Source organism: Streptomyces thermospinosisporus, assembly GCF_039526425.1.
In the GTDB taxonomy this organism is placed as follows: Bacteria; Actinomycetota; Actinomycetes; order Streptomycetales; family Streptomycetaceae; genus Streptomyces; species Streptomyces thermocarboxydovorans.
The window spans coordinates 13,563-30,161 of the sequence record NZ_BAAAIZ010000031.1 but is presented as its reverse complement, the minus strand read 5'-3'; the positions used below and the strand labels follow the sequence as shown (position 1 = coordinate 30,161).

Here is a 16,599-nt window from a genome sequence, read left to right as displayed (position 1 = left end):
TGGCCGCCACGGTTGGGCGGCGGGTCGAGCCCCGGCAGCGAGCGGTTGACGGCGCGCGGTAAACCGTTAGAGGCGGGATGGTGGAGCACCATCGCTGCCGACGAGCGGCGCTCCGTTGACACCCGGCCGACGGCGCTCCAGCCGGCAGCGCGCGGCGAACCGCCGGCAGCGGCCCAGCGGCGTACGGCCTGGCCGCCGGCCGGCGGCGCACGGCCGACGGCGCGCGGTTAGCGGCGCGCGGTTAGCGGCGGTTCGATTCGAGTCGGGCCCCCGGCCCGGCCAGGGGGGCGGGCCCCGGCCCTGGGCCCGACCCGCCCAGTCACTCCGCAGGATGCGGCTGGTTGAGGTACGGGTCGGCGGCCGCCTTGCGCAGGCTGTCCCAGGCCTCGTCGTTGGCCAGGGCGAGATTGCAGTGCGGGCCGGGGTCGCGGTAGTTCCACTGCAGGGCCGCCTTGACCCCGTCGAGCCGCTTCAGCACCCCCGGCACCTCGGCGTACCACTCGGCCTGCCGTTCGGGACGGGACGTGTCGTTGGCCGTGCCGAACTCGGAGAGCATCAGCGGTTTGCGGTCGGAGATGTTCTCGCGGATCCAGGCGTGGGTGGCCGTCTGGGTCCGGGCGAAGCTCTGCCAGCCGGTGTTGTGGCAGCGGAAGTAGTTGTACTGGTTGTAGCCGATCCAGTCGACGTAGGCATCCCCCGGGTACATCTGCCGGAACAGCTCGGCGTGGCCGAGGTATCCGGTGATGATCCACGTCCACACCACGTTGTCGGCGCCCAGCTCGCGGAACCGGTCGTGGATGTGCCGGTAGGCATCCACGTACTCGGCGGGGGTGCCGTTGTCCGGGGTGCGGGTGTCCATCTCCAGGTCGAAGGAGAGGAAGACCTTCCTTCCGGTGCGGTCGCCGTACGCCTTGATGCGGCGGGCCTGGACGTCGATGACGGACGCGTCGAGCTCGCCGTCGGCGATCTGCTTCCACGTGGGCTGCTGCTTCCTGCTGCCGCCCCACCGCTTGCTCTCCCAGGACAGCAGCAGCATGCGGTCCTCGCCGACGCGCTGCTCCTCCTGGGTGAGCAACTGCCCCTCCCGGCGGCTGCCCCGGGGCAGGGACATGTCGTGGTACGTGTACACGATGTCGAGCTTGCGGCCCACCCGCTTCTCGTAGGCCGTCACCTTCTCCTCCAGGTCGGCGCGTTCGTGCGGGACGAACGCGCCGAACCAGGCCCCGCACGGCGGTTCCAGCAGCTCGGTGGGCCGGCACCCCTCGCCCATCGCGGACGGCTCCGGTCCGGACCCGGAGGGCCCCGAGGCCTCCCGCACCACCAGTGCGCCGGCCAGGACCGCGCCGGCCACCGCGACGGAGGTGATCAGCAGCCGCCGGCGCCGGGACGCCGGCCCCTTCGGCAGGGCCGGTGCGTCCTCGGCGTCCGTCCTGCGGTGCCGGCCTTCGGCGTCACGCCCGAGAAACCGGAGAGACCTGAAAGACCGAAAGGGACGCAAGGAGCGAAAGGGACGAGCAAACCTCACAGAGCGGAACCCTTTCCTGTCCTGGGCGTACTCGGCGTCGGCGGCGAGGCCCGCAGCCGCGGGCAGAACGCGGCGAGCGTGGTGAGCACGGTGAGGGCGAGCAGCACCCGCTGCGCGGTGAAGGTGTGGGTGGCGAACAGGACGGTCGCCACGATCATCACCGCGCCGACGCTGACGAAGACGATCAGCATCAGCCGCTCCAGCAGATCGGAGCGGCGGGCGAAGCCGGGGTCACGCCGCTCCACGGGGCCCTGCGCGGGCCGCACCCGCAGCGCGGGCGCGCAGAGTCCCACCAGGGCAGCGCCCGGCCCCGTCGCCAGGAAGACAGCGACCGCGGCGCCGCGCAGCGGCGATCCGCCGGGCAGGGCGAGCGCGGCGAGCGCCAGCCAGCCGCCGAACGGCGGCAGCATCCGCACCACCAGTTCCTGCGGGGTCATCGCGCCGCACCTCCTTCCTGACGCAGTTGGTAGACGCTTCCGGCGCTGTTCTCGGCCACCAGCCGGAACCGCGGCGAGCCGGCCACCGACTTCCGTATGCGCTCCAGCTGCGCCCCGTCGAGCTGTCCGTTCATCTCCGAGTTGGCCACCTGGCCCTGGGTGAACAGGAAGTAGGCGCGGCCGGGACGCTCCACGCCCCGCATGTCGCGGGCGAGCGTGGCGGCCGGGTCCTCGACGATCGCGTCGACGTGCCGCCGGTCGTCCTCCAGGAACCAGTAGTGGTCGACGCTGCCGTACGAGGCGTACGCCAGCGGGTAGTTGCGGTTGGCGGCGACGACCAGGGAGCCCTCGGTGGCCTCGTCGAACACCCGCTGGACCAGCTCCACCTCCTCGGGCGGGAAGTAGTTGATCCGGTCCTTGCCCGAGTAGCTCGGCACGAACGCCAGGGTGAGCGCCAGCAGCGCGACCAGCGGACCGCCCACCACCAGGGCCCGCCGCCGCGGCGCGGCGGCGCGTACGGTCTCCTGCTCGCGGGCCTCGCCGGCCAGGGTGCGCACCTTCGGCAGCAGCGCCGCCGCGGCGAAGAACGCCACCCCGGGCAGCATGAACATCAGCACCCGGAAGATCATTTCGCTGCCGTAGCTGTTCGCCACGAGCATCGGCAGCGGCGCCACCGCGATCAGCAGCAGCGGCAGCGCCCGGTGCCGCAGCACCCGTTGCCGCCACACGCCCGCCGCCCCGAGCAGCAGCACCGAGCCGGACAGCAGCCGCGCCGCCCACGAGGTCGCCACCGCTCCGGTGCCGGTCGGGGTGGTGCCGTAGCCGGTGGACACATTGGCGCCCACGTCACCGACGGAGCGCAGCATCTCCGGCAGCGCGGCGGACAGGAAGGGCAGCGCGGCCGTCAGACACCAGGCCAGGAAGATGCTCACCACGGTGACCAGCGGCACCCAGTCCCGGTAGCGGCGCAGCAGGCACAGCACCAGCAGGGTGGCGGCCAGCATGGCGGGGGTGAGCTGGTGGGAGATGACGGCGGTCACCGCCATCACGGCGATCGCCGCCGTCCACAGCGCCTGCCCGCGCCGGTCGCCGGCTCCGCCGGCGCGGCCGTAGCGGCGCAGCACCACGGCGAGGACCCCGAGGTGCAGGGCGAACGCCACCGACTGCGGCGAGAAGTAGTCCTGCCCCACCCAGTTGGCCACGTAGAACAGCCACACCGCGGTCCAGATCAGCCGCCGGTCCTCGGTGAAGGTGCGGTAGATCAGCAGCAGCGGCAGCAGCAGCATCAGGCTGGAGACCAGCGGCCACCAGGCCATGTACATCGCGGCCGAGTCCACGCCAAGGAGCCGCACCAGCGCCGCCTGCGCGGCGAAGAAGCCCGGCCACTGGTCGTACACCGCCATGTCGCCCACCTGGTCGGCGCCCTGCAGTTCGCCGGCCGTCAGCAGGTGCTCGACGACGCCGTCGTGCTTCCACGCCCACGCGTACAGGGGCGTCGGGTAGAGCACGGCCTGGGTGGCCCGTTCCATCACCAGCAGCCCCAGCACATACGCGGCCGGCCAGACGCGGGAACGCTCCGGATCGCGCACGGTGAGCCAGAAGCCCGCGGTGAGCATGGCGAGACCGGCCCAGAAGCTGGGGTGGAGCGCGGTGACGAGCCCGAAGTCGTCGAGCCGCGACACATCCGTCTGCCGTACCGCGTACGCCCACAGGGCGAGCGCGAGCAGCAGCACCAGCGCGGGCCAGGCGGCGCGGGCGCGGCGCCAGGTCCAGGCGGGCGGCAGGTCGGACAGGTCCGTCACGGGCTCGGGGGCCGGGCTGGACGGCTCCGCGGACGGAGGTGTCCGGTCCGTGCTCGTCGTGGCGGACCCGCCGGGGACGACCGGCGACGCCGCACGGTCCGGCGGGGGTTCGGGCGCAGGTTCGGGCGCGGGTTCAGGCGTGGATCTCTCGCGTGGAGTGGTTGGCGGACGCACGGTGGTTCCCCCCTGCTGATTCGGCTCTTGACGCTTGATCAGTCCCTGGATCGTTCGTTCGGTCGCCGGCGGTCCGGCAGGGCTCCCGCCACGGCTCTCCCGGCGGCGCGGCCGAGCGGCAGGAGCAGGACGAGCACGGTGAGGAAGGCGAGCAGCAGCGGGGTGTGCGGCGCGAGCTCGTCCCGCCAGACCCAGCCGCCCACCGCGATCAGATACAGAACCCCCCAGCGCCCCGGCCACGACAGCCGCCCGCCCGCGCCGGCGAGCAGCAGCCACAGTGGGACGAGGCACAGCAGTGTGCAGAGGAGCGGCGCCCAGCGCAGCAGCGTTCCGGGCCCGTCCAGGCCGAGAGCCTCGGCGAGGGAGCCGGCCGTCCTCTCGTACAACGCACCGTCCAGCGGCGCCGGTTCCCGGCCGAGGGCGGCGGGTGCGGCGTGCAGGGCGAGCAGGGCGGAGCCCAGTGCGGCGCCGGTGAGCAGGGCGTCGGCCCGGGTGCACAGGGTGACCGAGGCGACGAACACGAGCAGCAGCACCGCCCCGGCGCTCAGGGCCGGCAGCGGCATCCCCTCCAGCAGCTCACGCCCGGCCAACTCCGCGTCACCGCCGCCTCGAAGCCACGGAAGATCCCGCACGGACCACCAGAAGACGAGGGTGGCGAGGCCGATGAGGGCCCACAGGAGACCCTTCAGCGGGCGGTCGGGGTCCTCGGCGGGCGGCGGCACGGGCGCTGCGGGGTGTGCGCTGCCGGGGCGATGGGTGGGGGCGCCGACGAGTGGTGGGAGCGGGGTGCCCGGCTGCGGGCCGACGGGCCCCTGCCGCCCGGCCCACGGTGGGCTGCCGGCCTCGGTGTTGCCTCGCCGCTCCGGCACGGGCGCGACTGACGGGTCGTCGGGTGGTGCTCCGGCGGGACTGCCGGCGGCGGGGGCGGATGGCAGGACGACGTCCCAGGGGGAACGAGGGTGCTCGGGCTCCTGCACGCCGGCGCGGAGTGCGGGGCGGGCGTCCCTGAGGGCCAGCGTCTCGTCCCGCGCGCCGGGCCGGGCGTCCTCGGCAGGCTGTTCCGCCCCGCGCGGGGGGCGTGGCTCGTCGTCCTCGTCGGGTTCCTCGTTCTCCACGGGCTCGTCGTTCTTGCCTGGCTCCTCAGGCGCGGCTCTCCCGTCCTGCTGGTCGGCGTCCGGCTCAGCAGACGCGCCGGCTGCCTCGCCGGCCTCATCCCTCGGTACGTCGTCGGCAAGCTCCGGGCGTTCACCGGTGCCGTCCGCCCCGTCCGCGCCCCCGTCCGCCGCCGAGCTGGCAGCCCCGGGCTTGCTCTTCTCCTGCCCACCGAGTGCAGGGGCGTCGTCGTCCGTTCCCCGCCCGGCCGATGCCGAGGGCCGCACGATGAACGCCACGGTGTCCGAGTGCAGGGCCTCGCGCTCGTAGCCGGGGTGGCCGATGATCAGCGTGACCGTGTCCTCGGTGTCCTCCTCGTACGCGGCCCGGCGGGCCCAGCCGGTGCCATATCCGGCGGTGGCGTTGAGCTTGGCCCAGCGGGTGCCGTAGGTGCCGTCGCCGGTCGAGGAGGCCCCCGCGGCGACAGGCAGCTCACCGGGGCGGGCGCGCAGCGCCGAGCGCAGGCCGAACACCGAGACGACGGCGACCAGCGTCATGCTGATCAGCACCGCCCAGCCGGCGCCCGCGATCCCCGCCGGGGTGAACAGCACCGCCGCGCTGCCCAGCACCAGGACGCACATGGCCCCCTGCAGGCCGGCCAGCACTCCCGTGCGCCCCTGCACGCGCAGCACGCCGATGTACAGCTCCACCACGACCCTGGGCAGCGCGCCGAGCGCGAGCAGCCGCAGCACCGTCGAACCGTGCTCGGCGTAGTCGGGGCTGAACGGCGTGAGGATCTGCGGTGCGAACAGCACCAAGGCCCCCACCACCGGCACCAGCAGCAGCGTCATGCGGCGCAGCGCCCCGTGCACTCCGTCGGCGAGCTGGCGCGGGTCGTGCGAGGCGTGGGCGGTGAGGGAGGAGGCCATGTTGATGGCCATGAACTCCATCGTGCCGCCGACGGTGTAGGCCACGTAGAAGTAGCCGTTCTCCGCGGAGCTGAAGCGGACGGCGACCATCACCGGAAGCAGGTTGATCATCGCCAGGCTGAACAGCGCACCCAGCGAGTCCCCGGCGAGGAACCGGCCCATGTCGCGCAGCCGGGGCGGCTCCCGGTCGCGGTCGGCGGCGGCCTGACGTGGGATCAGACGGCGGAAGATCAGCCAGCCGAGCGGGATCGTGGAGAAGGCGATCGCCACGGCCCAGGAGACGAAGATGCCGAGCACCGGCATCGCGCCGGCGAACACCACCAGCAGCACGAGCTTCCCGACGGAGAACACCGCGTTCCCGGCCGGCACCCACTCCGCCTTGCGCAGCCCCGTCAGCACCCCGTCCTGCAGCGTGAGCAGCGCCCAGGCCACGCACGCCGCGACGAACAGCGCGCCCGCGAGCGGGGTGCCGAGCGGTGCGTAGGAGGCGCCCCACTGGTCGAGGGTCAGCAGGAACACCCCGGCGGCCAGGGCGACGACCAGGGAACTCGCCCCGTACACGCCCCACACGAGGCGGGCGGTCTCGCGGCCGGCGCGCGGCACGAAGCGGACCACCGCGCCGATCATCGTGGTCGCCGTGATGCTGGCCAGCAGCCGCATCGCGGCGATCGCGGCCGATCCCTGGCCGACGGCGTCCTCCGAGTAGTAGCGGGCGGCCACCAGCCAGAAGCCGAGGCCGAGCACCGCGGAGACGCCGGTGCTGAGCATGAGGAAGTAGGCGTTCTTGAACAGGGAGTCCGAGCCGGATCCGCTCCCGGCAGGCGGGTGTCCGCCGCCGGTGTCGCGCACCGCGGCCCGCTCGTGCACCTGGGTCTCAGCCACGGGACGGTCCCAGCTCCCTCGTGGTCGCGTTCTCCTTGCCCTCGTTGCGCTGGATGTCCCCGTTGCCCTCGTTGCCCTCGTTGCCCTCGTTATCCTCGTTGTCCTCGTTGCTCTGGACGTCCTTGTTCTGCTTCCGGACCTTCTTCTCGTCCGGTGGTGAGCCGCCGGGCTCGCGGATGAGATGCTCCGGCGGCTCGGCGGGCGGCACTCCGGCCCGCTCCAGCGCCTCGATCGCCTCCCGCGCCCGCAGCGGGTCCACCGGCAGCGCGTGCCGGGCGAACCAGCGGGCGGCCTCCGGCTCGGGCGAGGGGTCGGTGAACTCCTTGCCCGCGTAGTCGTCCAGCGGCGGGTCGTAGAGGTAGCCGACGACGATGCCGTGCCGCGCCAGCGCGGCCGCCGCCGCGTCCCGGTCCGCCACGAACAGCGGCACCCGGAACAGCGGCTGGACCGAGCTGCCCTCGCGCGGCAGCGCCCACCGCGTGGACAGCAGCAGCCGCGTGCCCTCGCGGGCCGCGTCCAGCACCTGGTCCAGCCGCCCCAGCCGGCGTTCGATCCGCCGCAGCCGCAGGGCGCCGGAGGTCAGCCGGTAGTCGTGCATGTCGACGCGCACCCACGGGTCGTAGGCGTCCAGATCCGGGGCCGCCTCGGCCGCGCCGGCCAGCTCCCGGGGCCGCAGCGGCATCCGGATGTCCTCGCGTTCGGCCAGGCCCAGCAGCCGCAGGGTGGCCCAGGCGGCCCGGCGCAGCCCCAGCCGCCGCACGGCGGCCTCGGCGTAGGGGCGTACCAGGTAGGCGAGTTCGGCGGTGGTGCGGCGCGGGGCGAGCAGATCCGCGCAGGCGGCCCGCAGGGCGGCGGAGCGGTCCGGGTCGGCGAACGCGAGGATGCCTCCCGCCTGCGCATGGACGTGCTTGGACAGGCTGAACACGGAGGCGTCGCCCCACGCTCCGACCGGGCGTCCGCCGACCTCGCTGCCGATGGCGTGCGCCCCGTCCTCGAACAGCGGGATGCCCAGCGCGTCGCAGCGCTCCCGCAGTCGCGGCGCCGGGTCCGGATTGCCGTACAGATTGGTGGTCAGCACGGCCGACAGCGAACCCCACACCGCCTCGGGCACCGCATCGATGTCGATGGACGCGTCCAGCGGGTTCAACGGTGCCTGCACCGGGCGCAGTCCGGCCGCGAGCACCACGAAGAAGATGACGTCGTCGTTGACCGGCGACATCAGCACCCGGCCGCCAGGCGGGCACCAGTGGCGCAACGCCACGAACAGCCCGAACCTGCATGACGGCACGTACACGCATTCCCTGCCGAGCCGGCCGCGCATGGTCTCTGCCAGCCTGTTCGGCCGCGAGCCAGCACCAGCCGGGCCCGGACGGGCCTCACCGATGGCCATCCGCCCCCCTGGTGTGCCTTCGGAACCGCCCCCTCCCCGAGGCCTTCCGGCACCTGCCCAGAGTCGCCCCGTTCGCACCGCTCCGTCAAGATTGCATCCCCTGCTGTGGATAACTTCCGGTACGCAAGGGGAAGCGGCACACGTGCCCCGGCGTGCGTGTCGGCCCTGCTCAGCAGCCCCGTGCGCCCCCGCGCCACCACCCCGGCTCTGCCCAAGACCGCGTCGGCACCCGTAACGTTGGCACGGCCACGGTCTCGTGGAGCACCTGCGCAGACGAAAGTGAGGCAGCACCCGATGCCCCCCTTCGATGTCCCCGAGGGCGATCCCTTCGGCCCGCACAACCTGCCGTACGGCGTGTTCTCGCCCCCCGGCTCGTCGGAGCGGACCGTGGGAGTCCGGCTGGGCGACCATGTCCTCGACGCCGGCGCGGCGGCCCACGCCCTCGGCTCCCCGTACGCCTCCCTGCTCGCCCGCCCGACGCTCAACCCGCTGCTGGCGGCGGGCCGCACGGCATGGTCGGACGTGCGCAGGGCGATCACGGCCTGGGTGACCGTCCCGGCGCACCGGGAGACGGTCGAGCCGCTGTTCCACCCGCTGTCCGAGGTCACCCTGCACCTGCCGTTCGAGGTCGCGGACTATGTGGACTTCTACGCCTCGGAGAACCACGCCCGGAACGTCGGCAGGATGTTCCGTCCCGACGCGCCGGACTCGCTGACGCCCAACTGGAAGCACCTGCCGATCGGCTATCACGGCCGCTCCGGCACGGTCGTGGTGTCCGGCACCGACGTGGTCCGCCCCGCCGGCCAGCGCAAGGCGCCGACCGACCCCGCGCCGGTGTTCGGCCCGTCCGTCCGGCTGGACATCGAGGCCGAGGTCGGCTTCGTCGTCGGCGTGCCCTCCGAGATGGGCCGTCCGGTGCCGCTCGGCGCCTTCCGCGACCACGTCTTCGGGCTGTGCCTGCTCAACGACTGGTCCGCGCGGGACATCCAGGCCTGGGAGTACGTCCCGCTCGGCCCGTTCCTCGGCAAGTCCTTCGCCACCTCGGTGTCGGCCTGGATCACCCCGCTGGACGCCCTGGACGCGGCGCGGGTGGCGCCGCCGGAGCGCACCCACGAGCTGCTGCCCTACCTGGACGACTCGGACGAGGAGCCGGGCGGCTACGACCTGCGGATGTCCGTCAGCATCAACGGCCATGTCGTCGCCGAGCCTCCCTTCTCCACCATGTACTGGACGGCCGCCCAGCAGCTCGCCCACATGACCGTCAACGGCGCCTCGCTGCGCACCGGCGACCTCTACGGCTCCGGCACGGTGAGCGGCCCCACCGAGCGGGAGCGCGGCTCCCTGCTGGAGCTGACCTGGAACGGCCGTGACCCGCTGGAGCTGCCCGACGGCAAGCGGACCTTCCTGGAGGACGGCGACGTGGTCACGCTGTCCGCCTGGGCGCCCGGCCCGGACGGGGTCCGGGTGGGCCTCGGCGAGGTCACCGGCCGGATCGTCCCCGCGAGCTGACCGGCGAGCCGGCCGACGACCCGAGCGGCGATCCGAGCGGCGGCCGGCGACCCGAGCGGGCGTTCGCCGTCGCCGGACCCGCCCGGCTCGCGGCCGGCCGCTCCCGTCACCGGGGATCGCCGCCGACCCCTGCCTCGCACCGCCCGGCGCCGTCATACTGGGCGTCGGGCGGTGTGCCGCGTCCGTACCGTCCGGCACCGCCGCCCGCCCCCACGCACGAGCCGTGCCCCCCGCCACGGCTTGGCAGCCCGCACGACCCGAAGCCGCCCTTCCGACGAGATCCGGAGCCCGTGGCATGACCGTCTGCCTGCTCCTGCTGAGCGTGGTCGCCCTGACGGCCGCCGTGCCCGTCCCCCGTGTGCTGACCCGGGCGAGGTGGCCGGAACGGGAGCCGGTGGTGGCCCTGTGGGTGTGGCAGTGCCTGGTCGCCACCGTGCTGCTGTGCTGCGTGACCGCGCTGGCGCTGGGGGCCGCCGCCGTCTTCGGCACCGTCCGCGCCCAGCTGTTCGCCCCGGCGCCGCCCGCGGTGACCGCGGCCTACGATCTGTCCGCCGCCTCGCCCTGGGCGACCGTGCTGACCGTGCTGCTGGCGGCCGGGGCGGCCTGGACGACCGCGATGCTCGGGCGGGAACTGGTCGAGGCCCGCCGGCGCCGCGCCCGGGCGCGGGAGCATCTCCGGGAACGCGCCCCCGACCTCCCGGCCGGTCTGCCCGCCGCCCGCGGTCCGCTGCTGGTGCTGGAGGACGAGTACCCGGACGCCTGGTGGATGCCGGGCCACCCGCCGCAGCTGATCGTCACCACCGGCGCACTGCACCGCCTCACCGACCACCAGCTGGACGCGGTCCTCACCCATGAGCGCGGCCACGCCCGCGCCCACCACGACTGGCTGCTGCACCTGTCCACCGCGCTGGCCACCGGTTTCCCCCGCATCCCGCTGTTCGCGCACTTCTGCGACCAGACCCACCGCCTGGTCGAACTGGCCGCCGACGACACCGCCTCCCGCCGCTGCGGCCACCTCACCACGGCCCTGGCGCTCATCGAGCTCAACCAGCACCGCGGCGTGCTGTCCTGTGCCTCCAGTCACCGCCTGCTCGGCGAGCGCGTCGACCGCCTGCTGGAGCCGCCGCCCCGCCTCGACCGCCGCCGGCGCGCGCTGACGACGACCGCGGCGTCCCTGGTCCCGCTGCTGCCCCTGCTGATCACCTTCGCCCCGGGCCTGACGGCCCTGCCCTGACCGGCCTCGACCCGCGCACCTCGCCCGGGCTGAGCTGCGCCTGGCCGTGCCGGGAGTCACCAGTCGAGCTCGGGCTCAGGCTCCTCCTCCCCAGCGGGCCACATTCCGGCGTCCTCCGCCGCCGGGTCCGCCGCCCGGCCGGATCCTCCGGGGCCGCCCGTTGCATCGCCGGATGCCCCGGACAGGTCCCCACCTGGCGTCCCTGCCGTCCCCGCCGTCCCGGCCGTCCCGTCCTCCTCACCAACCGAAGGACCGCCCAGCCCTTCCAGCACCGCCAGGACGCCCTCCCCATACGTCGCCAGCTTCTTCTCGCCCACCCCGCTGATGCCGCCCAGCTCCGGCACGGACGTGGGCCACACCGTGACGATCTCCCGGAGCGTGGCGTCGTGGAAGATCACATACGCGGGGACGCCCTGCTCCCGGGCCTGCTCCGCCCGCCAGGCGCGCAGCGCCTCGAAGGCCGGGACCAGCGACTCGGGCAGCTCCGCCGCCGCGGCCTTCGCCTTGCGCTCGCCCCGCCCGGAACCCGACGCTCCCCCTCCCGACCGCGAGGCGGCCGGCTTCTTCGGGTCCCTGCGCAACGGCACCTTCCGGTCGCCGCGCAGCACCGCCCCGCTGGCCTCGGTGAGCACCAGCGTGCCGTACTCCCCCTCGACCGCGAGCAGCCCCTGGGCCAGCAACTGCCGCACCACACCGCGCCACTCCGCCTCGCCGAGCTCCTGCCCGATGCCGAACACGGAGAGCTGGTCGTGGTCGAACTGGATGACCTTGGCGGTGCGCCGGCCCAGCAGGATGTCGGTGATCTGCACCGCGCCGAACTTCTGCCCGCGCTCCCGGTGCAGCCGCACCACCGTGGACAGCACCTTCTGCGCCGCCACCGTGCCGTCCCAGGTCTCCGGCGGGTCGAGGCAGGTGTCGCAGTTGCCGCAGGACGGCGAGTCGGGGTCCTGGCCGAAGTAGACGAGCAGCTGGGCGCGCCGGCACTGGACGGTCTCGCACAGCGCGAGCATCGCGTCCAGGTGCTGGCTGGCCCGGCGCCGGAACGCCTCGTCGCCCTCGCCGAGCTGGATCAGCTTGCGCTGCTGTATGACGTCGTTGAGGCCGTAGGCCATCCAGGCCGTGGAGGGCAGCCCGTCGCGGCCCGCGCGCCCGGTCTCCTGGTAATAGCCCTCGACCGACTTGGGCAGGTCGAGGTGGGCGACGAACCGGACGTCGGGCTTGTCGATGCCCATGCCGAAGGCGATGGTCGCAACCACGACCAGCCCGTCCTCCCGCAGGAACCGCGCCTGGTGCTCGGCGCGCGTGGCCGCATCCAGCCCCGCGTGGTAGGGCACCGCCTCGATGCCGTTGCGGGTGAGGAACTCGGCCGTCTTCTCCACCGAGTTGCGCGACAGGCAGTACACGATGCCCGCGTCGCCCGCGTGCTCCTCGCGCAGGAAGTTCAGCAGCTGCTTCTTCGGGTCCGCCTTGGGCACGATCCGGTACTGGATGTTGGGCCGGTCGAAGCTCGCCACGAAGTGCCGGGCGCCCTCGAGACCGAGCCGCTCGGTGATCTCCCGGTGGGTGGCCCGGGTGGCCGTCGCCGTGAGCGCGATCCGGGGCACGTCCGGCCACCGCTCACCGAGCACGGACAGCATCAGGTAGTCGGGCCGGAAGTCGTGGCCCCACTGCGAGACGCAGTGCGCCTCGTCGATGGCGAACAGCGAGATCTTCCCGCGCGAGAGCAGCTCCAGCGTGGCGTCGAGCCGCAGCCGCTCCGGGGCCAGGTACAGCAGATCCAGCTCGCCGGCCAGGAACTCCGCCTCCACCACGCGCCGCTCGTCGAAGTCCTGCGTGGAGTTGATGAACCCGGCCCGCACGCCGAGCGCCCGCAGCGCGGTCACCTGGTCCTGCATGAGGGCGATCAGCGGGGAGACGACGACACCCGTACCCGGCCTGACCAGGGCCGGGATCTGATAGCACAGCGACTTGCCGGCCCCGGTGGGCATCAGGACGACCGCGTCGCCCCCGGCCACCACATGCTCGACGACGGCCTCCTGCTCGCCGCGGAAGGCCTCGTACCCGAAGACCCGGTGCAACGCCTGCAGCGCCTCACTCCGCGCCGCTGCCGTCTCCACCGTCTCTACCGTCTCTGCCATCCCGGCGACACCGCCCGTCCCACCCATCGTCTCGTCCCCGTACGTCGTCCCTCGACCACGCCGTCCACGATAGGCGTCCGCGACGACAGTCCCCCCAGTTATCCACAGGTCCCCGCCCGCGGCGCCCCGGTGTCCCCCACCCGCGCCTCACGTGCCTCACCGGTCTCCCCGCTCCCCGATCGATTGGCGCGACGCACCGGGGCCCGCCCTCCCGCAGGAGGACGGGCCCCGGTCCATGCACGACCCGGAGGTCGGTCAGCGCACGAACACCCCCGCGTCTCCGGCGAGGTCGAGGAAGTACTGGGGCGCCACGCCCAGTACCAGGGTCACCGCGACGCCGACCGCGATGGCCGTCATGGTCAGCGGGGAGGGGACCGCCACCGTCGGGCCCTCCGGCCTCGGTTCGCTGAAGAACATCAGGACGATCACGCGGATGTAGAAGAACGCCGCGATCGCCGAGGAGATCACACCGATCACCACCAGCGGGACCGCGCCGCCCTCGGCCGCCGCCTTGAACACCGCGAACTTGCCGGCGAAGCCGGAGGTCAGCGGGATGCCGGCGAAGGCCAGCAGGAAGACGGCGAACACCGCCGCGGTGAGCGGGGAGCGGCGTCCGAGGCCCGCCCACCGGGAGAGGTGGGTCGCCTCGCCGCCCGCGTCGCGCACCAGGGTGACCACCGCGAAGGCGCCGACGGTCACGAAGGAGTAGGCGGCCAGGTAGAAGAGGACCGAGGAGATGCCCGCCGGGTTGGCGGCGATCACACCGGCGAGGATGAAACCGGCGTGGGCGATCGACGAGTAGGCCAGCAGGCGCTTGATGTCGGTCTGGGTGATGGCGACGATCGCACCGGCGAGCATGGTGACGATCGCCACCGCCCACATCACCGGCCGCCAGTCCCAGCGCAGGCCCGGCAGGACGACGTAGAGGACGCGCAGCAGCGCGCCGAACGCCGCGACCTTGGTGGCCGCCGCCATGAAGCCGGTCACCGGCGTCGGGGCGCCCTGGTAGACGTCCGGGGTCCACATGTGGAACGGGACGGCGCCGACCTTGAACAGCAGGCCCATCACCAGCAGCGCGGCGCCGACCAGCAGCAGCGCGTCGTTGCCCATGGTGCCGGCGAGCGCCGGGGTGACGTCCTGCACGGTGCCGTCGACGACCTGCGCGATCGTGGCGTACGACACGGATCCCGCGTAGCCGTAGAGCAGGGCGATGCCGAACAGGGTGAACGCGGAGGCGAACGCGCCGAGCAGGAAGTACTTGACCGCGGCCTCCTGCGACATCAGCCGCTTGCGGCGGGCCAGCGCGCACAGCAGGTACAGCGGCAGGGAGAAGACCTCCAGCGCCACGAAGAGCGTCAGCAGGTCGTTGGCCGCCGGGAAGATCAGCATGCCGGCGACCGCGAACAGCAGCAGCGGGAACACCTCGGTGGTGGTGAACCCGGCCTTGACCGCCCGCTTCTCGGCGTCGCTGCCCGGCACGGCTCCGGCCTGGGCGGCGAAGGAGTCGACCCGGTTGCCGTGGGCCATGGGGTCCAGCCGCCGCTCGGCGAAGGTGAACAGGGCGACCAGGGCGGTCAGCAGGATCGTGCCCTGCAGGAACAGGGCCGGTCCGTCGACGGCGAGGGCGCCCATCGCCGCGATGCCGGCCTTGGTCGTGGCATATCCGTCGGCCGCGAGCGCCACCACCGCGGCGAACGCGGCGGCCAGCGACACGGTGGCGGTGAACATCTGAGCGTAGTAACGGGACTTGCGGGGGACGGCCGCCTCGATCAGCACCCCGACGACCGCCGCGCCGACGACGATCAGCGTGGGCGCGAGCTGCCCGTACTCGATCTTCGGTGCGTCGATCTTCGAGATCGGATCGGCCGCGGTGGCCGCCGTTGTCCACAGGCTGTGGACGGCTGTTGCGCTCACTTGGCCGCCTCCACCTCGGGCTGGGGGTCCTTCTGTTCGACGTCGGACATGGTCTGCTTCACCGCCGGGTTCACGATGTCCGTGACGGGCTTCGGGTAGACGCCCAGGAAGATCAGCAGCACCACCAGCGGCGCCACCACCGCGATCTCCCGCACCCTGAGGTCGGGCATCTTCGCGACCTCGGGCCTGACCGGGCCGGTCATCGTCCGCTGGTAGAGGACGAGGGTGTAGAGCGCGGCGAGGACGATGCCGAAGGTGGCGATGATGCCGATCACCGGGTACCGCGTGAAGGTGCCGACCAGGACCAGGAACTCACTGACGAACGGGGCGAGCCCCGGCAGGGAGAGGGTGGCCAGGCCGCCGATCAGGAAGGTGCCGGCGAGCACCGGGGCGACCTTCTGCACCCCGCCGTAGTCGGCGATGAGCCGCGAGCCGCGCCGGGAGATCAGGAAGCCGGCGATCAGCATCAGCACGGCCGTGGAGATGCCGTGGTTGACCATGTACAGCGTCGCCCCGGACTGGCCCTGGCTGGTCATCGCGAAGATGCCCATGATGATGAAGCCGAAGTGCGAGATCGACGCGTACGCGATCAGCCGCTTGATGTCGCGCTGGCCGACGGCGAGCAGCGCGCCGTAGATGATGCTGACCAGCGCCAGCACCAGGATCACCGGCGTCGCCCACTTGCTGGCCTCCGGGAAGAGCTGGAGGCAGAAGCGGAGCATCGCGAAGGTGCCCACCTTGTCGACGACCGCCGTGATGAGCACGGCCACCGGGGCGGTCGACTCCTGCATGGCGTTGGGCAGCCAGGTGTGCAGCGGCCACAGCGGCGCCTTCACCGCGAAGGCGAAGAAGAAGCCGAGGAACAGCCAGCGTTCGGTGCTGGTGGCCATGGTGAATTCGCCGCTCGCCCGGGCCTCGGCGATCTCGGTGAGGGAGAAGCTCCCCGCGACCACGTAGAGACCGATCACCGCGGCCAGCATGATCAGACCGCCGGCCAGGTTGTACAGGAGGAACTTCACCGCGGCGTAGGAGCGCTGGGTGGCCGCCTTCTCCTCGCCGTGCTCGTGGGCCCGGTCCCCGAAGCCGCCGATGAGGAAGTACATCGGGATCAGCATGGCTTCGAAGAAGATGTAGAAGAGGAAGACGTCGGTGGCCTCGAAGGAGAGGATCACCATCGCCTCGACGGCCAGGATCAGCGCGAAGAAGCCCTGGGTGGGCCGCCAGCGCCTGCTGCCCGTCTCCAGCGGGTCGGCGTCGTGCCAGCCCGCCAGGACGATGAACGGGATGAGCAGCGCGGTCAGCGCGATCAGCGCCACCGCGATGCCGTCCACGCCCAGTTCGTAGCGGACGCCGAAGTCGGCGATCCAGGAGTGGGACTCGGTGAGCTGGTAGCGCGCGCCGCCCGGGTCGAACCGCACCGCGACGACGATCGCGAGCACCAGGGTGGCGAGCGAGAAGAGCAGCGCGAGCCATTTGGCGGCGGTGCGCCGGGCGGCCGGCACGGCGGCCGTGGCGATCGCCCCGACGGCCGGGAGCGCCGCTGTCGCTGTCAGCAGAGGAAAGGACATCGGTA

General features: G+C 73.0%; 10 protein-coding genes. 2 read left to right on the top strand and 8 right to left on the bottom strand.

The features are described from left to right. Positions 1–319: 319 nt before the first annotated feature. The 5 genes from ABD207_RS12235 to ABD207_RS12215 all read right to left on the bottom strand — a co-directional run bounded on the left by ABD207_RS12235 (position 320) and on the right by ABD207_RS12215 (position 8,162). Complete coding sequence (locus tag ABD207_RS12235) at positions 320–1,351, bottom strand: glycosyl hydrolase (protein WP_344012431.1); 1,032 nt, start codon at positions 1,349–1,351, stop codon at positions 320–322. A gap of 170 nt (positions 1,352–1,521) precedes the next feature. Then, the gene (locus ABD207_RS12230) at positions 1,522–1,962 is read right to left on the bottom strand and encodes a hypothetical protein (RefSeq protein ID WP_344012429.1); all 441 of its coding nucleotides are present in this window, start codon (positions 1,960–1,962) and stop codon (positions 1,522–1,524) included. Then, positions 1,959–3,764 (bottom strand): glycosyltransferase, encoded by a 1,806-nt coding sequence (locus tag ABD207_RS12225; RefSeq protein WP_344012427.1) that lies wholly within the window; start codon positions 3,762–3,764, stop codon positions 1,959–1,961. Before ABD207_RS12225 ends, ABD207_RS12230 begins: the two co-directional genes overlap by 4 nt. A 212-nt stretch (positions 3,765–3,976) precedes the next feature. Next, positions 3,977–6,841: a lipopolysaccharide biosynthesis protein gene (locus tag ABD207_RS12220; protein WP_344012425.1), complete on the bottom strand. Its 2,865-nt coding sequence runs from the start codon at positions 6,839–6,841 to the stop codon at positions 3,977–3,979. Next, positions 6,834–8,162 (bottom strand): DegT/DnrJ/EryC1/StrS family aminotransferase, encoded by a 1,329-nt coding sequence (locus ABD207_RS12215; protein WP_344012424.1) that lies wholly within the window; start codon positions 8,160–8,162, stop codon positions 6,834–6,836. The genes ABD207_RS12220 and ABD207_RS12215 overlap by 8 nt, the downstream gene beginning before the upstream one ends. Positions 8,163–8,525: 363 nt before the next feature. Here ABD207_RS12215 and fahA point away from each other — a divergent pair, with 363 nt between their 5' ends. Then, entirely contained in the window at positions 8,526–9,740 is a 1,215-nt protein-coding gene (gene fahA, locus ABD207_RS12210) for a fumarylacetoacetase (protein WP_344012423.1), read from the top strand. Between the two features lie 295 nt (positions 9,741–10,035). Beyond that, positions 10,036–10,974 (top strand): M56 family metallopeptidase, encoded by a 939-nt coding sequence (locus tag ABD207_RS12205; protein WP_344012420.1) that lies wholly within the window; start codon positions 10,036–10,038, stop codon positions 10,972–10,974. Between the two features lie 56 nt (positions 10,975–11,030). On the opposite strand, the gene recQ is transcribed toward ABD207_RS12205, so the two are convergent. From recQ to ABD207_RS12190, 3 genes are all read right to left on the bottom strand, one after another. Further along, a complete protein-coding gene (gene recQ / locus ABD207_RS12200) occupies positions 11,031–13,139 on the bottom strand; it encodes a DNA helicase RecQ (RefSeq protein ID WP_425580698.1) in 2,109 nt (702 codons plus the stop codon). Between the two features lie 228 nt (positions 13,140–13,367). Then, positions 13,368–15,026: an NADH-quinone oxidoreductase subunit NuoN gene (gene nuoN, locus ABD207_RS12195; RefSeq protein ID WP_344012418.1), complete on the bottom strand. Its 1,659-nt coding sequence runs from the start codon at positions 15,024–15,026 to the stop codon at positions 13,368–13,370. Next, positions 15,023–16,594 (bottom strand): NADH-quinone oxidoreductase subunit M, encoded by a 1,572-nt coding sequence (locus ABD207_RS12190; protein WP_344012417.1) that lies wholly within the window; start codon positions 16,592–16,594, stop codon positions 15,023–15,025. The genes nuoN and ABD207_RS12190 overlap by 4 nt, the downstream gene beginning before the upstream one ends. Positions 16,595–16,599 lie beyond the last annotated feature (5 nt).